The organism is Rossellomorea sp. ABR4_012 (assembly GCF_056159545.1).
On the sequence record NZ_JBSWVK010000001.1, the window covers coordinates 1344574 to 1362870 of the forward strand.

The following is an 18297-nucleotide window of genomic DNA, read 5'->3' on the forward strand; positions in this document are numbered from 1 at the left end:
TTTGGATTTCACCCGCAAACAGTATAAAATGGAACGTGAAATGAGTTTAAATACATAATGAGCAGGTGTAAAGATGAATTGGACGCAGGAAGTAGAAAAACGAAAAGATGATTTACTAAAAGATTTACAAAACTTTTTGCAAATTAAAAGTGTTTTAGATGAAGAGAATGCCACAGAAGACGCTCCGCTTGGAAAAGGCGTGAAGGAAGCGCTGGATTATTTATTGATGCTCGGGGAAAAAGACGGATTCACCCCTAAGAATGTCGACCATCTTGCCGGCCACCTTGAGTTTGGTGAAGGCGAGGACCTCCTTGGTATTCTTTGTCACGTCGATGTCGTTCCTGAAGGTGATGGCTGGAGTGTCGATCCGTTCGGAGGTGAAATCAAGGACGGAAAGATCTTTGCGCGCGGTGCGATTGATGATAAGGGGCCGACGATGGCCGCCTATTACGCCATGAAAATCGTAAAAGAGCTGAATCCGGAATTTACAAAACGAATCCGTATGATCATCGGAACGGATGAAGAAAGTGATTGGAGATGTGTCGATCACTATTTTAAGAAAGAAGAAATGCCTTCGATGGGGTTTGCCCCTGATGCCGACTTCCCGATCATCTATGCAGAAAAAGGGATTGCAGACTATGATCTTGTTCAGAAACTGAACAGTGATAGGAACGAATCACGCAATAAAGTCATTTCCTTCGAGTCTGGTCGCCGCTATAATATGGTTCCTGATTACGCAAAGGCTGTGGTCCATCTGGATGAAGATCATACCAAATGGGTCCAGCAGTTTGAAATCTTCTCGAAAAAAGAAGAGATCAAGGGCGGCTACTATATCGAAAATGGTGACGTAATCTTCGAAATGGAAGGTGTTTCGGCTCATGGGATGGAACCTGATAATGGGAAAAATGCAGGGCTGTATCTTGCTGCTTTCCTGACAGAGCTTCCTCTTGATTCGCAGGCAGAAGCATTCTTTGCTTTTACAAAAGAGACATTCTTTAAAGATTCACGCGGCGTAAAGCTTGGTGTGAGCCATCGGGATGACATCACGGGTGACTTGACTATCAACGTAGGGAAACTGCGTTATTCCCACGAAGAAGGCGGGCGTCTCGGTCTGAATATGCGGTACGGAGTCCATTACGATATGGACCAGGCAAAAGAGACTCTTCATGCCATTGAAGGTTTTACGGTTGAAAAATTTACAGACAGCAAGCCGCATCATGTAGCTTCGGATGATGAGCTTGTACAGACATTGAAAAAAGTGTACGAAGAGCAGACCGGGGAAAAAGGGGAACTCATCACGATCGGCGGCGGTACCTATGCCAGAAGCCTTGAGGCTGGCGTGGCATTCGGGCCGTTATTCCCTGGAAGAGAAGATATTGCCCATCAAAAAGATGAATATATGTATATAGAGGATCTTTTAAAAGCGACAGCAATCTATGCTCAGGCCATTTATGAATTGGCATGTAAATCCTAAGGATAGGGAGGAGAGAGGGAAATGGCGGCAGAAACGGTATTCCTTAATGGGGAATTTGTGAAAAGAAGCGATGCGAAAGTAGATATTGAAGACCGCGGCTATCAATTCGGTGACGGGATCTATGAAGTGATCCGTGTGTATAACGGGGAAGTTTTCACGATGAATGAACATATGGAGCGGCTGTATCAAAGTGCGGCAAAAATGAAGCTGAAGATTCCATTTGACCTTCAGGAACTCTCTTCAATCGTATTTAAATTGATCGAAACGAATGGCGTCGAAGAAGGAATTGTGTATATGCAGGTTTCAAGAGGTATTTCACCGAGACAGCATCACTTTCCGGGAGAAGGTGTATCCGGCAGTGTTGTTGCTTATACGAAAGATATTAAACGTCCTTTGAAACAAATGAACGAAGGTGTAACGGTTACGCTTCTAGAAGATATCAGATGGCTCCGCTGTGATATTAAAAGTCTGAATCTATTAGGGAATATTCTTGCCAAAGAAGAGGCGGCGTCCAAAGGACATTTCGAAGCAATCCAGCATCGGGGGGAGACGGTGACAGAAGGGTCTTCATCGAATGCCTTTATTGTAAAAGATGGCAACATCTATACACATCCTGTTACAAATCTAATACTCAATGGCATCACGAGAAGAGTCATCAAGGATTTAGCGGAAAAGAATGATGTGCCATTCATTGAAAATACATTCACGGTGAATGAACTGCTTTCTGCAGATGAAATATTCATTGCAAGCACGACATCAGAAGTGATGCCAATCATTAAAGTTGATGAAGTGGAAATAGGACAGGGAGTACCGGGACCTGTAACGATGGAATTGCAGGAACTGTTCACGGAAAGAATAATGGCAGAGTGTAAGGTTCAGCAAATTTGACGGAGGATACGGGATGGAATTGATTTGTGCGCAGGCTTATATGAAAAAAGAACGTCTGATTGAAGACAATCAGCAGTTTACGGTGGAGACGGAAGAATATCTGTATTTGTATAGCGATAAGATCGTCACTCCTAAAAGGAGCTTCACCCTTCATCAGGTGATGGATGTAACGAAAAAGCACCTTTCTGCCCACTACACGTTTCTCTACCTTCACACCATCGAAGGTGTCCTGACGTTCGTAGTGAAGTCTTCACCCGATCATTTCATCTCGCATTACCGTAAAGCAAAAGAAGACATATAGAGAAGGCCCGTCCTTCAATGCGTTAAAGCATTGAGGGACGGGCCTTTAAATTTAATCATAAGAGAGTATTACTTAAATTTGAGAAATGGCCAGCTCCAACGCTTGTCGGGGCTGAACAAGGCGCTTGTTCTTTTCTTAGAATCGGAATAGATCGCTTGAAAGGTATCTTTCTCCGGTATCACATGCGATACAGATGACTACATCGTCAGGTGATAATGTTTTTGCGACTTCGATGGCTGCGTAGCATGCTGCACCTGAAGACGGTCCGACCAGGATGCCTTCTTCGCTTGCCATTCTCCTTGCGATATCATACGCCTGTTCATCTTCTATCTTGTGGATTTTATCATACACCTCTGTGTTCAGTGTATCAGGGACAAAGCCAGGGCTTGTTCCGACCAATTTGTGCTTCCCTGGTTTTCCTCCCGAAAGGACGGGCGACCCTGCAGGTTCGACGACATGGACCTGGATATCAGGATAATGTTCCTTCAGCACTTCGCCGGTACCGGTAATCGTTCCGCCTGTTCCCGCTGTCGCGACAAAAGCGGAAAGAGGCTTGCCGATTTGGTCCATCGCTTCGATAATTTCAAGTGCCGTTGTTTTACGGTGGGCATTCGGATTGGCTGCATTTTCAAATTGCATCGGCATAAAGCTGTTCGGGATTTCATTCGTCAATTCCTTTGCTTTTTCGATCGCACCAGGCATCTTCTCATCGCCGGGCGTCAATACGACCTCTGCTCCGTATGCTTTCAGCAGGTTGATGCGTTCCTGTGTCATCGTGTCAGGCATGACGAGGATCGAGCGATACCCCCTTGCTGCAGCGTTCATGGCAAGTCCGATCCCAGTATTTCCGCTCGTCGGTTCAATGATCGTCGAACCTTCCTTCAGCAAACCTTGTTTCTCTGCTTCCACGATCATCTGGAAGGCTGCACGGTCTTTTACACTCTTGCTCGGATTATAAAACTCAAGTTTTACATACACATCCGCTCCATCAGAAGGATTCAGACGATTTAATTTAACAAGGGGGGTATCCCCGATCAATTCGGCAATATTCTGTACTACTTTCATGCTCAACTTCCTTTCGTTCAATGTCTAATTATATGGTACTCATTCACATAAATCTTATCAACTAAATAGGCTTTGTATTTCATTTTTATTGCATTTTCCTTCAGTGATTCTTTCTCTTAGCACATTTTGCTAAAATAGAGATAATTAAGTCATTTGAACATAGTTTCTCATGCATGAACAACTATAAATGTAAGCGGTACTATACAAACCAGGATCTCTAACAAAGCCAAACATAAAGGATGGTATGTTTATGTTAAAAACACACTATTTTTTCGCATTATCTTTGCCTGAGGGAATGAAAAAAGAGATATATGAATTGACGGCCCCTATGAGGGAGGACAACTCTTTTAAAAAGTGGGTTCATCTTGAAGACTATCATATCACTCTGGCTTTTTTAGGTGATGCTTCACAAGAAGATCTTAATTTGGCGATTGATAACGTTACAAGTTCTTTACATAACCTGGGAAGTTTCCCGCTGTCACTCAAGCGGTTTGGTACGTTTGGAAAAAGCGATGAACCGAGAATTTTCTGGATGGGCGTAAATCCTTCATCGACTCTTCATCAAATTCGTGAAAAAGTATATGAAGCCTGCGAAGAAGCCGGGTTTCAACTGGATTCAAGGCCATTCACCCCACATATCACGGTTGGACGCAAATGGAACAAGCCTGCTGCATTTTCGAAAGAATGGCTGAGTAAGTACAATGCCGCCGAAACGAACCGCTACACGATAAAAGAAATCGTTTTGTATCGAACTCACTTGGACCGCCTACCAAAATATGAAGTGGTCCATACCATACAATTGAATGAACTGCCCTAAAACATACTTGAAAGGAAGGACTCCTTATGGCGCAGCTGATTAAACTCCAAGATTATGTTTCAAGATATGAAACCGATTTATATAGATATCCTTCCCAATTTGTACGATTAAAAAAGCAGCAATGGGAAAAAATGAAACTTCACTGGGAAAGCGGAGGTGTGTTTTCTACACCTGAAAAAGAAGAAATCGAGAAAGAGAAATCATCCGTCACCAGGAAATTCATGTCTTTTTTTAAAAAGAAGGAAGGTGGTGATTCGGAGGAAAACGAATTTCTCACGCAGAAAGATGATGATGCGATTGAGCTTGAGATGAGCCCGCACTCCGATATCACGACAGAAGAAGAATTGAAGAAGCATTTCCTGGATTCCATACTTGATTTTCAATTAAGGTGGGCTAGCTCCACGATTTCAGAAAAATCCTATGTGGACAACAGCTATTGCTATGATGAGCGTCTGAAATACCTGCTGCAGCGATTTCCTGATAACACATTGGTTTTATATTATCCTGTTTTTAAGATAAAGAATGCCCCCGTTGAGTTAGAGGTCATACTGATTACGCCGACAGGCATCTGGTGCTTATCATTCCTGGAATTCGAGGATGGGACAGCCTATATTGGCTCCGGGGATCGCTTCTGGGTGAAAAAATGGGGAGATGCTGAAACAAGAGTGCTGAATCCGTTGATTTCCTTGAGGAGGATGGAACGCATCATTCAGCAAATTGTTGAATATGCCGGGGTTGAATTGCCCGTCCATAAAGCTGTCATCTCGAGAAATGGATATATCGATTACCCTCAGGCCCCTGCCGGTTATCGATTTATTGATAAACGGATGCATGAAAGCTGGTTCAATCAGCAGAGGTCAAGCCGTTCACCGATCAAAAGTGTCCAATTGAAAGCAGCCAAGGCCATTTTGGAATATTGTCAGACGACTTCGTTCAAACGCATGCATTATCAACATGAGACATTAAAGGAGTGGAATACAGCAGTGGAAGAGGATTCGCAATGAAGACAATCTTTATTGTGAATCCATCTGCAAAAAATGATCATTCCCTTTCCTCGTGGAAGAGGTTACAGAAGAACATCACCATTCCCCACATGATGTATATCACTGACCATCCGGACGATGTGAGGAGAATCGTGGAGGAGCTTGTCCGGACCTATCCGCATGACTCGCTATACATCATCGGAGTTGGCGGCGATGGGACGATGAATTCCATCATCTCGGGTACGGCCGGTTTTGATAATATCTTCATCGGGTATATTCCAGGAGGAAGCGGAAATGATTTTGCCCGGGGCTATGAATGGCCAGTGAGCCAACATAAGGCTTATGACCTGATTGAAGAAACATCTTCTGCGGCACATCCGATTTCACTGGATGCAGGTCTTTTCTCTATAGGAGGGGGGCCAAAACGATATTTTGTGAATAATATAGGTGTAGGGTTCGATGCATTGATCGCCCAAAAGGCAAATGCATCCCTTTTAAAGAAAAAATTGAACCGCTGGTCATTGGGCAAGCTGATCTATCCTATTCTTCTTTGTAGGGAAACATTTACCTTCAGCCCCTTTCAGATGACCATCGAGATTGATGGTAAGGAACAAACGTTGGAAAAGGTATGGTTCATCACCATATCGAATCAGCCTTATTTCGGGGGAGGGATGAAAATAGCCCCGGAAGCATGTCCAAATGATGGAGAGCTTGATCTGACCATCGTGTCCGGGCTTTCTAAATTGAAGCTTTTGTTTTTGTTTATTTCCGTCTTTTTCGGAAAACATACTGATTTGAAAGAAGTCCATACATTAAAAGGAAGAAGTATCACGATCGGAAGCGGGGAAGTCGTTCCTGTCCATGCAGATGGCGATTTTGCAGGAGTCATCGATGGAGAGACTGAAATGAACGTCAAGATTCTCCCCGGCAGCTGGAAAATGTTAAATAGAAGCAGGTGGCAGAAGTGTTAGTCATTAGTCGGCAGTACGAAGCATTCCTCGATACATTTCATACGGTTACATTGATCCTCCCTTATGCGTATCATGAGGGGCAGTCCAATCGATTTTCTTTATTGAAAGACGGGAACGAAATCGCACTTGAAATGAAGGAGAAGATTCCGTTAGATGATGCAATGAAATACACTGCATCCCTGCCGGAGGAACTCGAGCTTGGAAAAACCTATAATATCGTTGACGAACACAATACGGCAACGGACCTGCAAATCGGTGCAGTCATTCGTACGGAGGAATTCGATCAGCATTTTTTTTATGACGGTGATGACCTTGGTGTCACCTTTCAAGGGGACTCCGCCGTTTTTAAAGTGTGGTCTCCCACCTCTACCGAAGTGAAACTGAAATTAAAGGCACCGCATGAAGAGGAAACCGTTCAATATCATATGGAAAGAACCGAAAAAGGCGTCTGGGAACTGACTGTCAGGGAAGACGTTGAAGGATATTATTATACATTTATGACATGCATCAATCTTGTCTGGAATGAGCTTGTCGACCCTTATGCTAAAGCCGTTTCCTATAATAGTGAATGGGGGTGTGCAGTGGATCCTGAGCGCATTACACCCCGGTGTTCCTCACTGGAGCCCTTGCCATCCCCTACAGATGCTGTCATTTATGAATTGAATGTACGGGACTTTTCGAGCGCCAAAGAAAGCGGAATGAAGTTCAAAGGGAAATACCTTGCGTTTACAGAAAAAGAGACAACCACACCAAATGGCTTTTCTAGCGGCATCCGATACTTGAAAGAGCTGGGTATAACTCATGTTGAATTGCTTCCGGTGAATGATTTTGATGGTGTTTCGGATGATCCGGCAGATACCCGCTACAACTGGGGATACAACCCTCTTTATTTTAATGCTCCTGAAGGCAGCTATAGTATGAAGCCCAATGATCCCGCAGAACGTATACACGAATTGAAGTCTGCAATCCATTCACTGCACGAAGAAAATATCAGGGTCATTTTGGATGTGGTGTATAACCACGTTTATATAAAAGAAACATCGTCTTTTGAAAAACTAGTTCCGGGATATTTTTTCCGTCATGATGAAAACGGACTTCCATCCAATGGAACAGGCGTCGGGAATGATTTTGCTTCTGAACGCTCCATGGCGAGAAAATTCATCAAGGATTCCATTCTCTATTGGTTGAAAACCTTTGGAGTGGATGGATTTCGATTCGATCTGATGGGCATCCTTGATGTCACGACGATGAACGAAATCCGTGAAGAAGTAAACCGGGTCCTGCCTGATGCAATCCTGATCGGTGAAGGGTGGGACCTGAATACACCTCTTCCGCCGGGGAAAAAGGCCAACCTCAGAAACGCAAACAGTCTAAGAGGGATCGGTCAATTCAATGATTGTTTCAGGGATACAATCAAGGGCAGCACATTCAACCTGCACGATAAAGGATTTGCTCTCGGACACGGTAACTTGGAGGGAAAAGTGGAACAGGTGCTAATGGGCAGCATCGGCACTACTGGAGAAAGAGGTATTTTTATAGAGCCTGCCCAATCCGTCAACTATGTAGAGTCACATGACAACCATACGCTTTGGGATAAAATGAAAGCCTGCCTGGGGGAAGAGGATGTTACCCTTATGAAAAGGCAAAAACTTGCCACTGCTATGGTGTTATTTTCACAGGGAATACCGTTCCTTCATGCCGGTCAGGAGTTTTTCCGGACCAAACAGGGAATAGAAAACAGCTACAATTCGCCCATTGAGGTAAATCAGCTTGATTGGATGAGAAGAGAAAAGCATATTGGGGATATAGAGTATGTCCAGGGCTTGATCGCAATCAGGAAAAGTCACGGGGCATTTCGTTTCAGGCAGTCGGATCTCATCAGGAAATACGCTTCTGTCCAACATCCCGCAGAGAATCTGGTAACGGTTCATTATCAGGATGTTCATCCGTACGGACCTTGGAATGAAATAATATTGATTTTTCATTCCGGAAGCAGCAAACAGGAGGAGTTCCGACTGCCAAGAGGAAAATCCTGGTCTCTCCTGGCTGACGGACATAAGGCTAATGTGGATGGAATACGTAAGCTGAGCGGAGATTCCATAGAGGTTGAGGGTCTTTGTTCCTATATAATCGTTCGCTGACACATCGTTCCAATGCTTGACGAAATGAGAAGATGACGATAAAATCAAAAACAGATGGCTATTGATTGATTTGCCCAATAGCTGTCTTTTTTATTTTATGAAGACTTTTTTTGATGGAAATGTATTTTATGAATAGAAGACTTTTAATTGATGAAAATTTGTTTAATGAATTCTTTTACTTGACGATAATAAAAGTATGTATGTTAAAAATGAACATGACTAAGGACCAATAGAAGGTGAATATATTGGAACACTTATTTGACCAAGATTGGGAAATAGTCCCCGCAGGCGGTGCTACCGGAGAAGCTTTTTTCGCTCAATATCAAGAGCAGAAGCTGTTTCTTAAACGTAACTCTTCTCCATTTGTAGCCGTATTGTCGGCAGAAGGCATCGTGCCGAAACTGGTTTGGACAAAGCGAATGGAAAATGGGGACGTTATAACAGCACAGCACTGGTTAAATGGAAGAGAATTAAATCCTGAAGAGATGAAGAATGAACGGGTAGCCAGGCTGCTCAAGAAAATCCATTCTTCCAAACCTCTGTCCACGATGCTTGAGAGATTGGGTCAGGAACCTTTTCAACCCGAGCACATGCTGACGGAAGTTGAAACGGGACTGGAGTTTGATCTTCTATCATTACCTGTAGTCAGGCAAGCGTTATTATTTCTGCAAAAAGAACTGGAAGAGGTTCGGCAGGATGAATATGTGGTCTGTCATGGGGATGTCAATCATAACAACTGGCTGCTATCCGATTTCAACCAGCTGTACTTGATCGACTGGGACGGCGCGATGATAGCCGACCCTGCGTTTGACGTTGGAATGCTGTTATATTGGTACATTCCCGAAGAAGAATGGCAAGCATGGCTCACTCAATATGGGGTTGAGCTGACAGAAAATCTAAAACTTAGAATGAAGTGGTATGTAGTGGCTCAAACGATCCTTTCCATCCAATGGCATAAAGGAAAAGGACGTTTTCATGAAATGAACCACTGGATCGAATATTTGCACAAAATCGTTTGATCAGGAGAACTGATCCATATCCGTCACCCATTGGGACAGGTTTTGTCTATTGTTCGTAATATGTGAGCCAAGGTCAGAGCTGCCTGCTCCGCTTTGACTGTATTGATAAATTTCCTGCAGGACCGGCTTAATATTTTCATTTATATCAGCATTGACCATCAACGATTTAACCAATCGTTCGACTTGCTCACATTCAGATACTGAACCGCAGCAATCTGTTTGATGATTCGATAATATATCTTTCAACAACTGCATTTGATAATGGGAATCCAATGGCATACCGTACACCCTTTCATATAGATCTTTCATCGTTTTCTTTCTTGAAAACAAAAAAGGAATTCACGTTTAGTGTGTGGATTCCTTTTTCATTTATTCGTGGGATTTTTGTTTGAGGCTCTGTACTTTACCTGGTAATAATAATTAGTTCTTGCACTGTTTTCTTACTTCTGTTATTGTTTTTTTCGGTAGAGCTGTTTTCATATAGAATGTTTAATAAGGCTTAATAGAATTTGAGTTATTGTTAAGTAGTCGGCAGGCACAGAAAACATGATATATGAAAACAGCTTTAAAACTAATAAACGAGGTGTCACAGCATGCGTTTAAGACATAAACCATGGGCTTCTGAAAAAATCAGCGAAAATCCGCAGTATGTGGTCGCACAGCCCGAAGAGAAAAAAGGGAAATGGGATAAGGTATTTGGAAATGACAATCCGATTCATATAGAAGTTGGAACGGGAAAAGGCCAGTTCGTCACGGAAATGGCCAGAGCGAATCCTGATGTCAATTACATCGGAATCGAATTGTATGAAAGTGTCATCGTGACGGCACTGGATCGCTTGATCGAAGCAGAGCTTCCTAATGTAAAGCTGCTGAACGTAGACGCGCGCAGCTTAACCGACTTCTTCGCGAGTGGGGAAGTGAGCAGGGTTTATCTCAACTTCTCGGATCCTTGGCCGAAAAATCGTCACGAGAAACGTCGTCTCACATACGAAACCTTCCTTAAACTTTATGAGGATATCCTGATCAAACGCGGGGAAATCCACTTTAAGACCGACAACCAAGGATTGTTCGAGTATTCATTGAAAAGCTTTTCTTGGTACGGACTGCATTTGAAGTTTCTTAGCCTGGATCTTCACAACAGCGACTTTGAGGGTAACATTATGACCGAGTACGAAGAAAAGTTCTCGGCCAAAGGCCAGCGGATTTACCGTGTGGAAGCGCAGTATCAGAATTAATAATAGGTAGAAGAAGTGTCCTGATGTACTTGGGGCGCTTTTTTTGTTGAGTGTCAGCTTGAGTGGTTGATATCCTTCAAAATGGACAGTAAAATTCTAAAAAAGTTAGTGGTTTTTGAAAAGATAACACTGTTCCGCTTATTTTTAGCCTGGGACTATCAATATGATGGTGAAATGCATCCTTCCAGCAGCCCTTCCAAACGATAATTGCGTCCGTTTTAATCTTATTGCGCCACTTTCAGGATAATTGCGCCGGTTTTAAAATTAATGCGCCGGTTTCAGGATAATGTGCCGGTTTTAAAATTAATGCGCCGGTTTCAGGATAATTGTGCCGGTTTTAAACTTATTGCGCCACCTTCCAAATAATTGCTCCGGAATCCAGATAATTGCGCCTCATGTCAAATGTTCTATCATTTAGTAATGAACTCAAAACCTGTTACAGCCGTTGATTGAATGCAAAACGAAGAAGATGCATATCTATATAAGTTGTCCATCAATTCTGATAAAATAAAACCGTACGAACAAAGGAGGAATAAGACATGATGGAATCATTGAAAGTTGGAGATTTAACGATCCATTGGCTGAATGGGGGAGTGACCCATATGGATGGGGGAGCGATGTTCGGAGTGGTTCCGAAACCTCTTTGGTCAAAAAAATATGCAGTGAATGAATTAAACCAAATTGAATTGAGAACCGATCCTCTCTTTTTTCAATATCAGGGAAAAAACGTCCTGATTGAATCAGGGATCGGAAAAGGGAAATTAAATGACAAGCAGAAACGTAATTATGGTGTGCATGAGGAATCATCCATAGATTCATCGTTAGAGGAACTGGGATTGACCACTGCAGATATCGATATTATTTTAATGACTCATATGCATTTTGATCATGCATGCGGATTGACTAAGTATGAAGGGGAAAAGCTCGTTCCGGTATTTCCGAATGCGACGATCTATACGTCAAAGGTCGAATGGGATGAAATGAGAGAGCCGAATATCCGCTCCCGTAATACATACTGGAAAGAAAACTGGGAAAGCATCACTCATCAGGTGGAACCGTTTGAGGATGAAATGGAAGTGCTGCCGGGCCTTCGCATGATTCACACTGGCGGTCACAGTGACGGCCATTCGATCATTGTAATGGAGCATGGGGGTGAAACGTTCATTCATATGGCGGACATCATGCCGACACATGCTCATAAAAATCCGTTGTGGGTCCTTGCGTATGACGATTATCCAATGACGTCCATCCATGCGAAAGACAAGTGGATCAACCAGGCGATCGACAATGAGTGGTGGTTCTTGTTCTATCACGATGCGGTTTACCGGGCATTGAAATGGAATAAGGACGGAGAAATCATTGAAGAGGTGCCGAGAACTCTTTAAAAGTTGGCCGCTTTTTCATAGGCGGTCAAAGAGGTGGGAATGGCCACGTCCTTGTCAGTTTGAACCGTTGACCGTTTATGTGTTGAACCCTAAAGTATGTTCATGCAATAAAAGGATGACCCTTAAGTGAGGAGTCATCCTTTTAAACGTTATTGCTTCGACATTACTGCGAAAGCGGGTAAACGTCGATCACCGTCCCGGTATATGCATCGGCCAAAAATTCATATTGTTCCAATCGGCCTTCACTCCGGCGTGAAACTCCGCCCTTATACACTTTGGTGGACAAGGAGTGCTTTTGATAATCCTCTGGTTTCATCGCTATCCAGGACCCATCAATCTTCCCTTCTTTTTTAAACGAGAGCTTTACATCTTTTAATACTCTTTCGGCTGAAACAAAGCTTGCATCTTTCAGCTTACCGCTTAGTAATATGCCGCCCGCAGCACCGATTCCAATTCCTAAAATGAAAGACTTCCAGTTCATACTTATCCCCTCCACAGCCATGATTACAAACAGGTATATAGGTACATTCTAACAAAGAATCAGAAAAAAAGAGAACTGCTTTTGCCTTAATTGGTGGTAAGACGTGAGAAAGTTCTGTAAAATGAAACTATACATAACCAGATATCAAATAAAAAGGGGCAGAATAAATGAAACAAGATACATTGGAATTATTTAAAACGTTAACTGAGTTGCCTGGGGCACCCGGGAATGAACATGCCGTGCGCAAATTTATGAAGGAACAATTAGCCCAATACTCCGACGAAGTTGTCCAGGACCGTCTTGGGGGAGTATTCGGTATGAAAAGTGGTAAATCGGAGGATCCGACAGTCATGGTCGCAGGTCATATGGATGAAGTAGGCTTTATGGTCACTTCCATCACGGACAACGGAATGCTTCGATTTCAAACACTTGGAGGCTGGTGGAGTCAGGTCCTTCTTGCTCAGCGTGTACAAATCATCACGGATAATGGACCTGTTATCGGTGTAATCGGCAGCATCCCTCCGCATCTCTTGGGCGAGGAACAGCGCAGGAAGCCGATGGATATGAAAAATATGCTCATCGATATCGGTGCAGATAATAAAGAGGATGCACAGGAAATCGGAATCAAACCAGGTCAGCAGATTGTTCCTATTTGTCCGTTTACACCGATGGCAAATGAAAAGAAAATTCTTGCCAAGGCATGGGATAATCGCTATGGGTGTGGATTATCCATTGAGCTATTAAAAGAGCTTCAAGGTACGGAGCTGCCGAATACGCTTTATTCTGGTGCCACGGTTCAAGAGGAAGTAGGTCTCCGAGGAGCCCAGACAGCGGCGAATATGATCAATCCGGATATTTTCTTTGCGTTAGACGCAAGTCCTGCGAATGATATGTCAGGTGATAAGAACGAGTTTGGTCAATTAGGGAAAGGGGCACTTCTCAGAATTCTTGACCGGTCCATGGTGACGCATAAAGGAATCAGGGAATTTGTTCTGGATACTGCAGAGTCTAATGACATCCCTTATCAATATTTCGTATCGCAAGGCGGTACGGATGCAGGAAGAGTGCACATCTCCAATGAAGGTGTACCGAGTGCTGTAGTGGGAATCTGTTCACGCTACATTCATACACATGCATCTATGATCCATGTTGACGATTATGCAGCTGCTAAAGAACTTATTGTAAAACTGGTCAAACAATGTGACCGTTCCACAATAGAAACCATCAAACGTAACGGATAGTGGATTATCCACATTGGGATTGAGAAAACATATTACTTGAGAACTGTCTCCCCGGAGGCAGTTTTTTTAGGAAACAGGTATAAAGAAGTGAAGAGAGCAGAGCCGAAGTAATCTAGAAAAGAGGTATCGTAATTTGTTGAAAATCGCAATTGGGACACAGAACAAAGCAAAAGTCGAAGCTATAAAAAAAGGGTTTCGAGAGCATTATGATCATGTGAATTTCGAATGCCTAAAAACGGAATCAAATGTAAGTGAACAGCCTTTTTCAGATCAGGAAACAATTGAAGGGGCATTGAATAGGGCGAAAAACGTCATAAGGATGACGGAAGCCGACATCGGGATCGGTCTTGAAGGAGGGGTGACAGAATCTCTTTATGGCATGTTCCTTTGCAACTGGGGAGGACTCGTAGATCGAAATGGAAATGAAATCATTGCTGGAGGGGCTAGAATCTCGCTGCCTGCAGAAATTGGCAGGGGATTGAGACAAGGAAGGGAACTTGGTCCGCTCATGGATGAATTCACCCAACGGACGGGAATCAGGCAAAGTGAAGGGGCGGTGGGGATTTTCACCGACGGAATCGTCACACGGGATGCGATGTTCCTTCATGTTGTCCAGTTATTGATCGGACAGCTTAAATATAGAGAAAAACAAAGATGACAGGGTCAACATCTTCCTACTACTTGGCCCATACCAAACTACCAACCTCTTCATAAGATAAACTATATCAGAGTTTAGTATCTGATAATTTTTCAGGCAAGGAGGTTTGGTATATGGGTTGCAGAAATGATGATCGTGTCGGCGGACGTCGTGACAACTGTTGGGACGACCTTGTATTTGGTTCTCGCAGAAGACGCCGCCGCAGAAGAGATGATGATGTTCTTGGTGTGGGAGACGATCGCAAAAGACGCCGCAGAAGAGATGATGATGTTCTTGGTGTAGGAGACGATCGCAGAAGACGCCGCAGAAGAGATGATGATGTTCTTGGTGTAGGAGATGATCGCAGAAGATGCCGCAGAAGAGATGACGATGTTCTTGGCGTGGGAGACCGCAGAAGACGCCGCAGAAACTGCTGCAGGTTCTGGTAATGAGTGAAAAGGCTTCGCGTGTATGCGCGGGTCTTTTTTTGTGTCTTAAACAAGAGTATAAAAAAAACCCTCTGAATCTAATCAGAGGGCCGTGAACTTATTTATCTTATACCTTTCATAAATCCTTGAATTTTTGGTGCCAGAAGGAAAAGGATGATACTTAATAAGATTGCTGCTCCTCCAATGGAACCAAAATAAAGCATTTCTGAATCAGCTGAATAGAATCTTACAAGCTGAGCATTCAAGGCCTGTGCTCCTGCAGAAGCAAGGAACCATAGACTCATTGTCTGAGCCGAGAACGCTTCAGGTGCAAGCTTGGTAGTCGCTGACAGACCTACAGGTGAAATCATCAACTCACCAAGTACTACGATGAAGTAGCTTAGTACTAACCAAAGCGGACTTACTAATGCATCTTCTCCTGTGAAATAACCAGGTAACAGGATAACCAGGAATGATAAACCTGCGAACAGAAGGCCAAGAGAGAATTTTTGAGGAATCGTCGGCTGACGATCGCCCAGTTTTACCCACATACCAGCAAACATCGGTGCCAGGATGATAATGAATAGCGGGTTAAGAGATTGGAACCATGCAGGTGAAATCTCAAGTCCCAAAAAGTCTAATTGAGTACGTTTATCTGCATAAGCAGCCAGGATCGTTGAACCTTGTTCTTGAATTGCCCAGAACATGACTGCAGCAATGAACAATGGAATATAGGCAATGACACGTGAACGTTCTGTTGCTGTTGTTTTTGGGCTCTTGTACATGACGATAAAGTAAATAGTTGGAGCCAAGATACCAAAGATTCCGACTAAATTGATAAATAAATCTAAAGTGAACCAGCCGTTTGGAATTGTAATTCCAAGGACAATGGCAACGGCAACCAATACTAGTGCAGTGATCGAACCGTATTTTTTCTTTTCAGCAGCATTAAGCGGGTTTGGTACATATGTACCAGCCAGACCCAGGCTCTTCTTCTTTGTCACCATGAAGACGACTAGTCCGAAGAACATACCGATTGCAGCAAGTGCGAATCCCCAGTGGAATCCGTAGCTTTTCATAAGAGCCCCTGTAAGAAGCGGTGCCAGGAAAGCTCCTAGGTTGATACCCATGTAGAAGATACTGAATGCAGCATCGCGGCGGGTATCATTTTCAGCGTACATTTCACCGACTACAGTCGATACATTTGGTTTTAATAAACCAGTACCGATTACGATTAATACCATTGAAACGAAAAACATTGACAAGCTGCCCGGGAATGATAGAGCGATGTGCCCGAACATGATCAAGATTCCTCCGTAGAAGACGGCTTTTGATGTACCGAATAGTCTATCTGCCAGCCAGCCTCCGATGACACCGGACATATAAACAAGTGACCCATAAATAGACATGATTGCTAAAGCTGTGCCTTCTTCTAAGCCAAGGCCACCTTTTGAAACCTCGTAATACATATAGTACACAAGGATTGCGCGCATACCGTAATAAGAAAAGCGCTCCCAAAATTCCGTGAAGAATAGTGTGAATAGTCCTTTAGGGTGTCCGAAGAATCCCTTCTGTGGAACACTATCCACAATTTTCTGTTTATTGATTGACGACATATTACAACCTCCTTAGTTCTTTTACTATAATATTTTAATATTTTCATAAAGTCAAAAAAACTTTTAAAACTAGTTATTATAGCATAAAATGTTTTTATTTTACCAACATTTTATTATTTTAGAATAGTAAGATAATTTAGGTGTGAAGGTATTTTTTGACCATGAAAAAACATGCCGCAAATTATTATAACGGCATGCTTTTCATGAGTTAAAGATTAAATTACTGTCAGTAAAAGAATAATCTGGTTATTCCGTTTCAAAAATATACGAAAGTACTTTCATTGCCTGTTCGATTGTTGTACATGTTACATTTGCTTTATTCGACAGTTCTTTTAGGGGGTGATGCAGTTCTTCCGGGCGGATGAGGATCAGCGGTTTATTCATGGCAAGGGCTGTACTTGCATCCATGGCTGTATTCCATTGCTTATACTTTTCCCCGAATAACGCCACGACGAGATCCGATTTTTTCATGAGCAACTCGGTACGGAGATTATTGACGGCGGACGCAGCTTCATCACGAAGGATCTTGTCATGCTGTTCGCCGAGAATTTCTTCCCCGATGAAATCAGAGCGATCATGATTTTCCATTGGCCCGACAAAGGACAAAGGTAAGTCCAGCTGTTTCGATTGCAGCTTTAATTCTTCTCTCCAGCTGCTATGTATTTCCCCTGCAAGGTATACAGTAAATTCCATTCGGCACACTCTCCTTTTTTTAGTCATTTTATCATATATACCCTTTGCTGGTGAAAAGTAACCTGCATTGCCATGAAATAAAGGATTTTTCTTTGTGTAAGGGTTGTCAATGGTACTTTGTGACGGTATTATTAGCGTAGGTCCTAAGCGAGAAAAGTGAAGGCGGATGTCCGCCTGAGCGCGGAAAAAGGAGGATAAGAGGATGAAAACAAAGATTTCGATCGTTTTCTTCTTTCTTGTGCTTATATTAGCTGGATGCAATACAACCATAGATGATGAGAAAGAGCAGACAGCCCAGACTGTGGAAGATACGTTCAAAAATACAGAGAAGAGCGCGAAAGAAAAAGCAGGGAACCTCAGCTTTTATCTCCCGTTTGGAGCCAAGATTGAAAAGGAATCTCCGAATAATATCATTATTTCAGAAGGCTCTGATACATTTATTCTATTTACTAATCCTGAAGAAGATCGAAACAGTGAACTTCTATATAAAATGGCAATCAGCGACGAAAAGAATATCGTTCAAAAAGATACTTTCAAAGATGACAATCGTTTAGGATACTATGTCATAAAAAAATTGCCTGATTCAGAAGAGTATGAAGTGATCGTAGGGGTGGGAGGCACTAAATTGACCACTCAGTCCCAGTTAGAAGATCTCTCGGGTAATGCCGAAATGATGATGGAAATAGCCAACTCGGTAACACATAAATAACGATATTGACCGATTTTTTACTTTAATATAGTAGAAAATCGGTTTTTTTATTTACGGACAGAAGATGGATGGAATGGGAGCCAAATCGATCAAAAGCTTCTCAACCCATTGATCAATCACGCTTCTTCAACGTCTGAAGAGTTGATATTATCATGATTGAGGGTCAATCAAAGAGGACACCGTATATATATGGGAAAGCATCATTGAAAATAG

The 18297-nt window shown here is 42.9% G+C and carries 19 protein-coding genes; 14 read left to right on the forward strand and 5 right to left on the reverse strand.

Annotated elements, in window-relative coordinates; all coding sequences use genetic code 11:
* Positions 1-73: 73 nt before the first annotated feature.
* Genes pepV through ACXAFV_RS06600 form a run of 3 tightly spaced genes read left to right on the forward strand, consistent with a single transcriptional unit; the run spans position 74 to position 2663 of the window.
* Positions 74-1474, forward strand: coding sequence for a dipeptidase PepV (pepV, locus tag ACXAFV_RS06590; RefSeq protein ID WP_475125252.1), 1401 nt, complete (start codon positions 74-76; stop codon positions 1472-1474).
* Between the two features lie 21 nt (positions 1475-1495).
* Positions 1496-2362, forward strand: coding sequence for a D-amino-acid transaminase (dat, locus tag ACXAFV_RS06595; protein ID WP_475125254.1), 867 nt, complete (start codon positions 1496-1498; stop codon positions 2360-2362).
* Positions 2363-2375: 13 nt separating this feature from the next.
* Positions 2376-2663 carry a hypothetical protein gene (locus ACXAFV_RS06600; RefSeq protein ID WP_475125256.1) on the forward strand — a complete coding sequence of 96 codons (288 nt, stop codon included), beginning with the start codon at positions 2376-2378 and terminating at the stop codon, positions 2661-2663.
* Positions 2664-2798: 135 nt separating this feature from the next.
* Here ACXAFV_RS06600 and cysK read toward each other — a convergent pair whose 3' ends face one another.
* The gene (gene cysK, locus ACXAFV_RS06605; RefSeq protein ID WP_475125258.1) at positions 2799-3728 is read right to left on the reverse strand and encodes a cysteine synthase A; all 930 of its coding nucleotides are present in this window, start codon (positions 3726-3728) and stop codon (positions 2799-2801) included.
* A gap of 250 nt (positions 3729-3978) precedes the next feature.
* Here cysK and thpR point away from each other — a divergent pair, with 250 nt between their 5' ends.
* The 5 genes from thpR (at position 3979) to ACXAFV_RS06630 (ending at position 9659) form a co-directional block, all read left to right on the forward strand.
* Positions 3979-4545, forward strand: coding sequence for an RNA 2',3'-cyclic phosphodiesterase (thpR, locus tag ACXAFV_RS06610; protein ID WP_475125259.1), 567 nt, complete (start codon positions 3979-3981; stop codon positions 4543-4545).
* A gap of 26 nt (positions 4546-4571) precedes the next feature.
* The gene (locus tag ACXAFV_RS06615; protein ID WP_475125261.1) at positions 4572-5549 is read left to right on the forward strand and encodes a nuclease-related domain-containing protein; all 978 of its coding nucleotides are present in this window, start codon (positions 4572-4574) and stop codon (positions 5547-5549) included.
* Positions 5546-6499: a diacylglycerol/lipid kinase family protein gene (locus tag ACXAFV_RS06620; protein WP_475125263.1), complete on the forward strand. Its 954-nt coding sequence runs from the start codon at positions 5546-5548 to the stop codon at positions 6497-6499. The genes ACXAFV_RS06615 and ACXAFV_RS06620 overlap by 4 nt, the downstream gene beginning before the upstream one ends.
* Positions 6493-8640, forward strand: a complete 2148-nt coding sequence (gene pulA, locus ACXAFV_RS06625) for a type I pullulanase (RefSeq protein WP_475125265.1) — start codon at positions 6493-6495, stop codon at positions 8638-8640. Before ACXAFV_RS06620 ends, pulA begins: the two co-directional genes overlap by 7 nt.
* Positions 8641-8885: 245 nt before the next feature.
* Complete coding sequence (locus tag ACXAFV_RS06630) at positions 8886-9659, forward strand: phosphotransferase (protein WP_475125267.1); 774 nt, start codon at positions 8886-8888, stop codon at positions 9657-9659.
* On the opposite strand, the gene ACXAFV_RS06635 is transcribed toward ACXAFV_RS06630, so the two are convergent.
* Complete coding sequence (locus tag ACXAFV_RS06635; protein ID WP_475126087.1) at positions 9660-9938, reverse strand: YtzH-like family protein; 279 nt, start codon at positions 9936-9938, stop codon at positions 9660-9662.
* Positions 9939-10252: 314 nt separating this feature from the next.
* On the opposite strand from ACXAFV_RS06635, the gene trmB reads away from it, so the two are divergent.
* On the forward strand, positions 10253-10894 hold the full coding sequence (gene trmB, locus ACXAFV_RS06640) for a tRNA (guanosine(46)-N7)-methyltransferase TrmB (protein ID WP_475125268.1): 642 nt from the start codon (positions 10253-10255) through the stop codon (positions 10892-10894).
* 542 nt (positions 10895-11436) lie between these two features.
* Complete coding sequence (locus tag ACXAFV_RS06645; protein ID WP_475126088.1) at positions 11437-12279, forward strand: YtnP family quorum-quenching lactonase; 843 nt, start codon at positions 11437-11439, stop codon at positions 12277-12279.
* Between the two features lie 163 nt (positions 12280-12442).
* On the opposite strand, the gene ACXAFV_RS06650 is transcribed toward ACXAFV_RS06645, so the two are convergent.
* On the reverse strand, positions 12443-12760 hold the full coding sequence (locus ACXAFV_RS06650) for a PepSY domain-containing protein (protein WP_475125269.1): 318 nt from the start codon (positions 12758-12760) through the stop codon (positions 12443-12445).
* 167 nt (positions 12761-12927) lie between these two features.
* On the opposite strand from ACXAFV_RS06650, the gene ACXAFV_RS06655 reads away from it, so the two are divergent.
* From ACXAFV_RS06655 to ACXAFV_RS06665, 3 genes are all read left to right on the forward strand, one after another.
* The gene (locus ACXAFV_RS06655; protein ID WP_475125270.1) at positions 12928-14001 is read left to right on the forward strand and encodes a M42 family metallopeptidase; all 1074 of its coding nucleotides are present in this window, start codon (positions 12928-12930) and stop codon (positions 13999-14001) included.
* Positions 14002-14134: 133 nt separating this feature from the next.
* Positions 14135-14659, forward strand: coding sequence for a DUF84 family protein (locus tag ACXAFV_RS06660; RefSeq protein ID WP_475125271.1), 525 nt, complete (start codon positions 14135-14137; stop codon positions 14657-14659).
* 113 nt (positions 14660-14772) lie between these two features.
* Positions 14773-15087, forward strand: coding sequence for a hypothetical protein (locus ACXAFV_RS06665; protein WP_475125272.1), 315 nt, complete (start codon positions 14773-14775; stop codon positions 15085-15087).
* A gap of 101 nt (positions 15088-15188) precedes the next feature.
* Here the strand turns inward: ACXAFV_RS06665 and ACXAFV_RS06670 are convergent, their stop codons facing one another.
* Both ACXAFV_RS06670 and ACXAFV_RS06675 read right to left on the reverse strand, forming a co-directional pair.
* A complete protein-coding gene (locus ACXAFV_RS06670) occupies positions 15189-16682 on the reverse strand; it encodes a peptide MFS transporter (RefSeq protein WP_475125273.1) in 1494 nt (497 codons plus the stop codon).
* A 246-nt stretch (positions 16683-16928) separates the two neighbouring features.
* Complete coding sequence (locus ACXAFV_RS06675) at positions 16929-17375, reverse strand: YtoQ family protein (protein ID WP_475125274.1); 447 nt, start codon at positions 17373-17375, stop codon at positions 16929-16931.
* Positions 17376-17577: 202 nt separating this feature from the next.
* Between ACXAFV_RS06675 and ACXAFV_RS06680 the strand changes: the two genes are divergently transcribed.
* Positions 17578-18084, forward strand: a complete 507-nt coding sequence (locus ACXAFV_RS06680) for a hypothetical protein (protein ID WP_475125276.1) — start codon at positions 17578-17580, stop codon at positions 18082-18084.
* Positions 18085-18297: the final 213 nt, after the last annotated feature.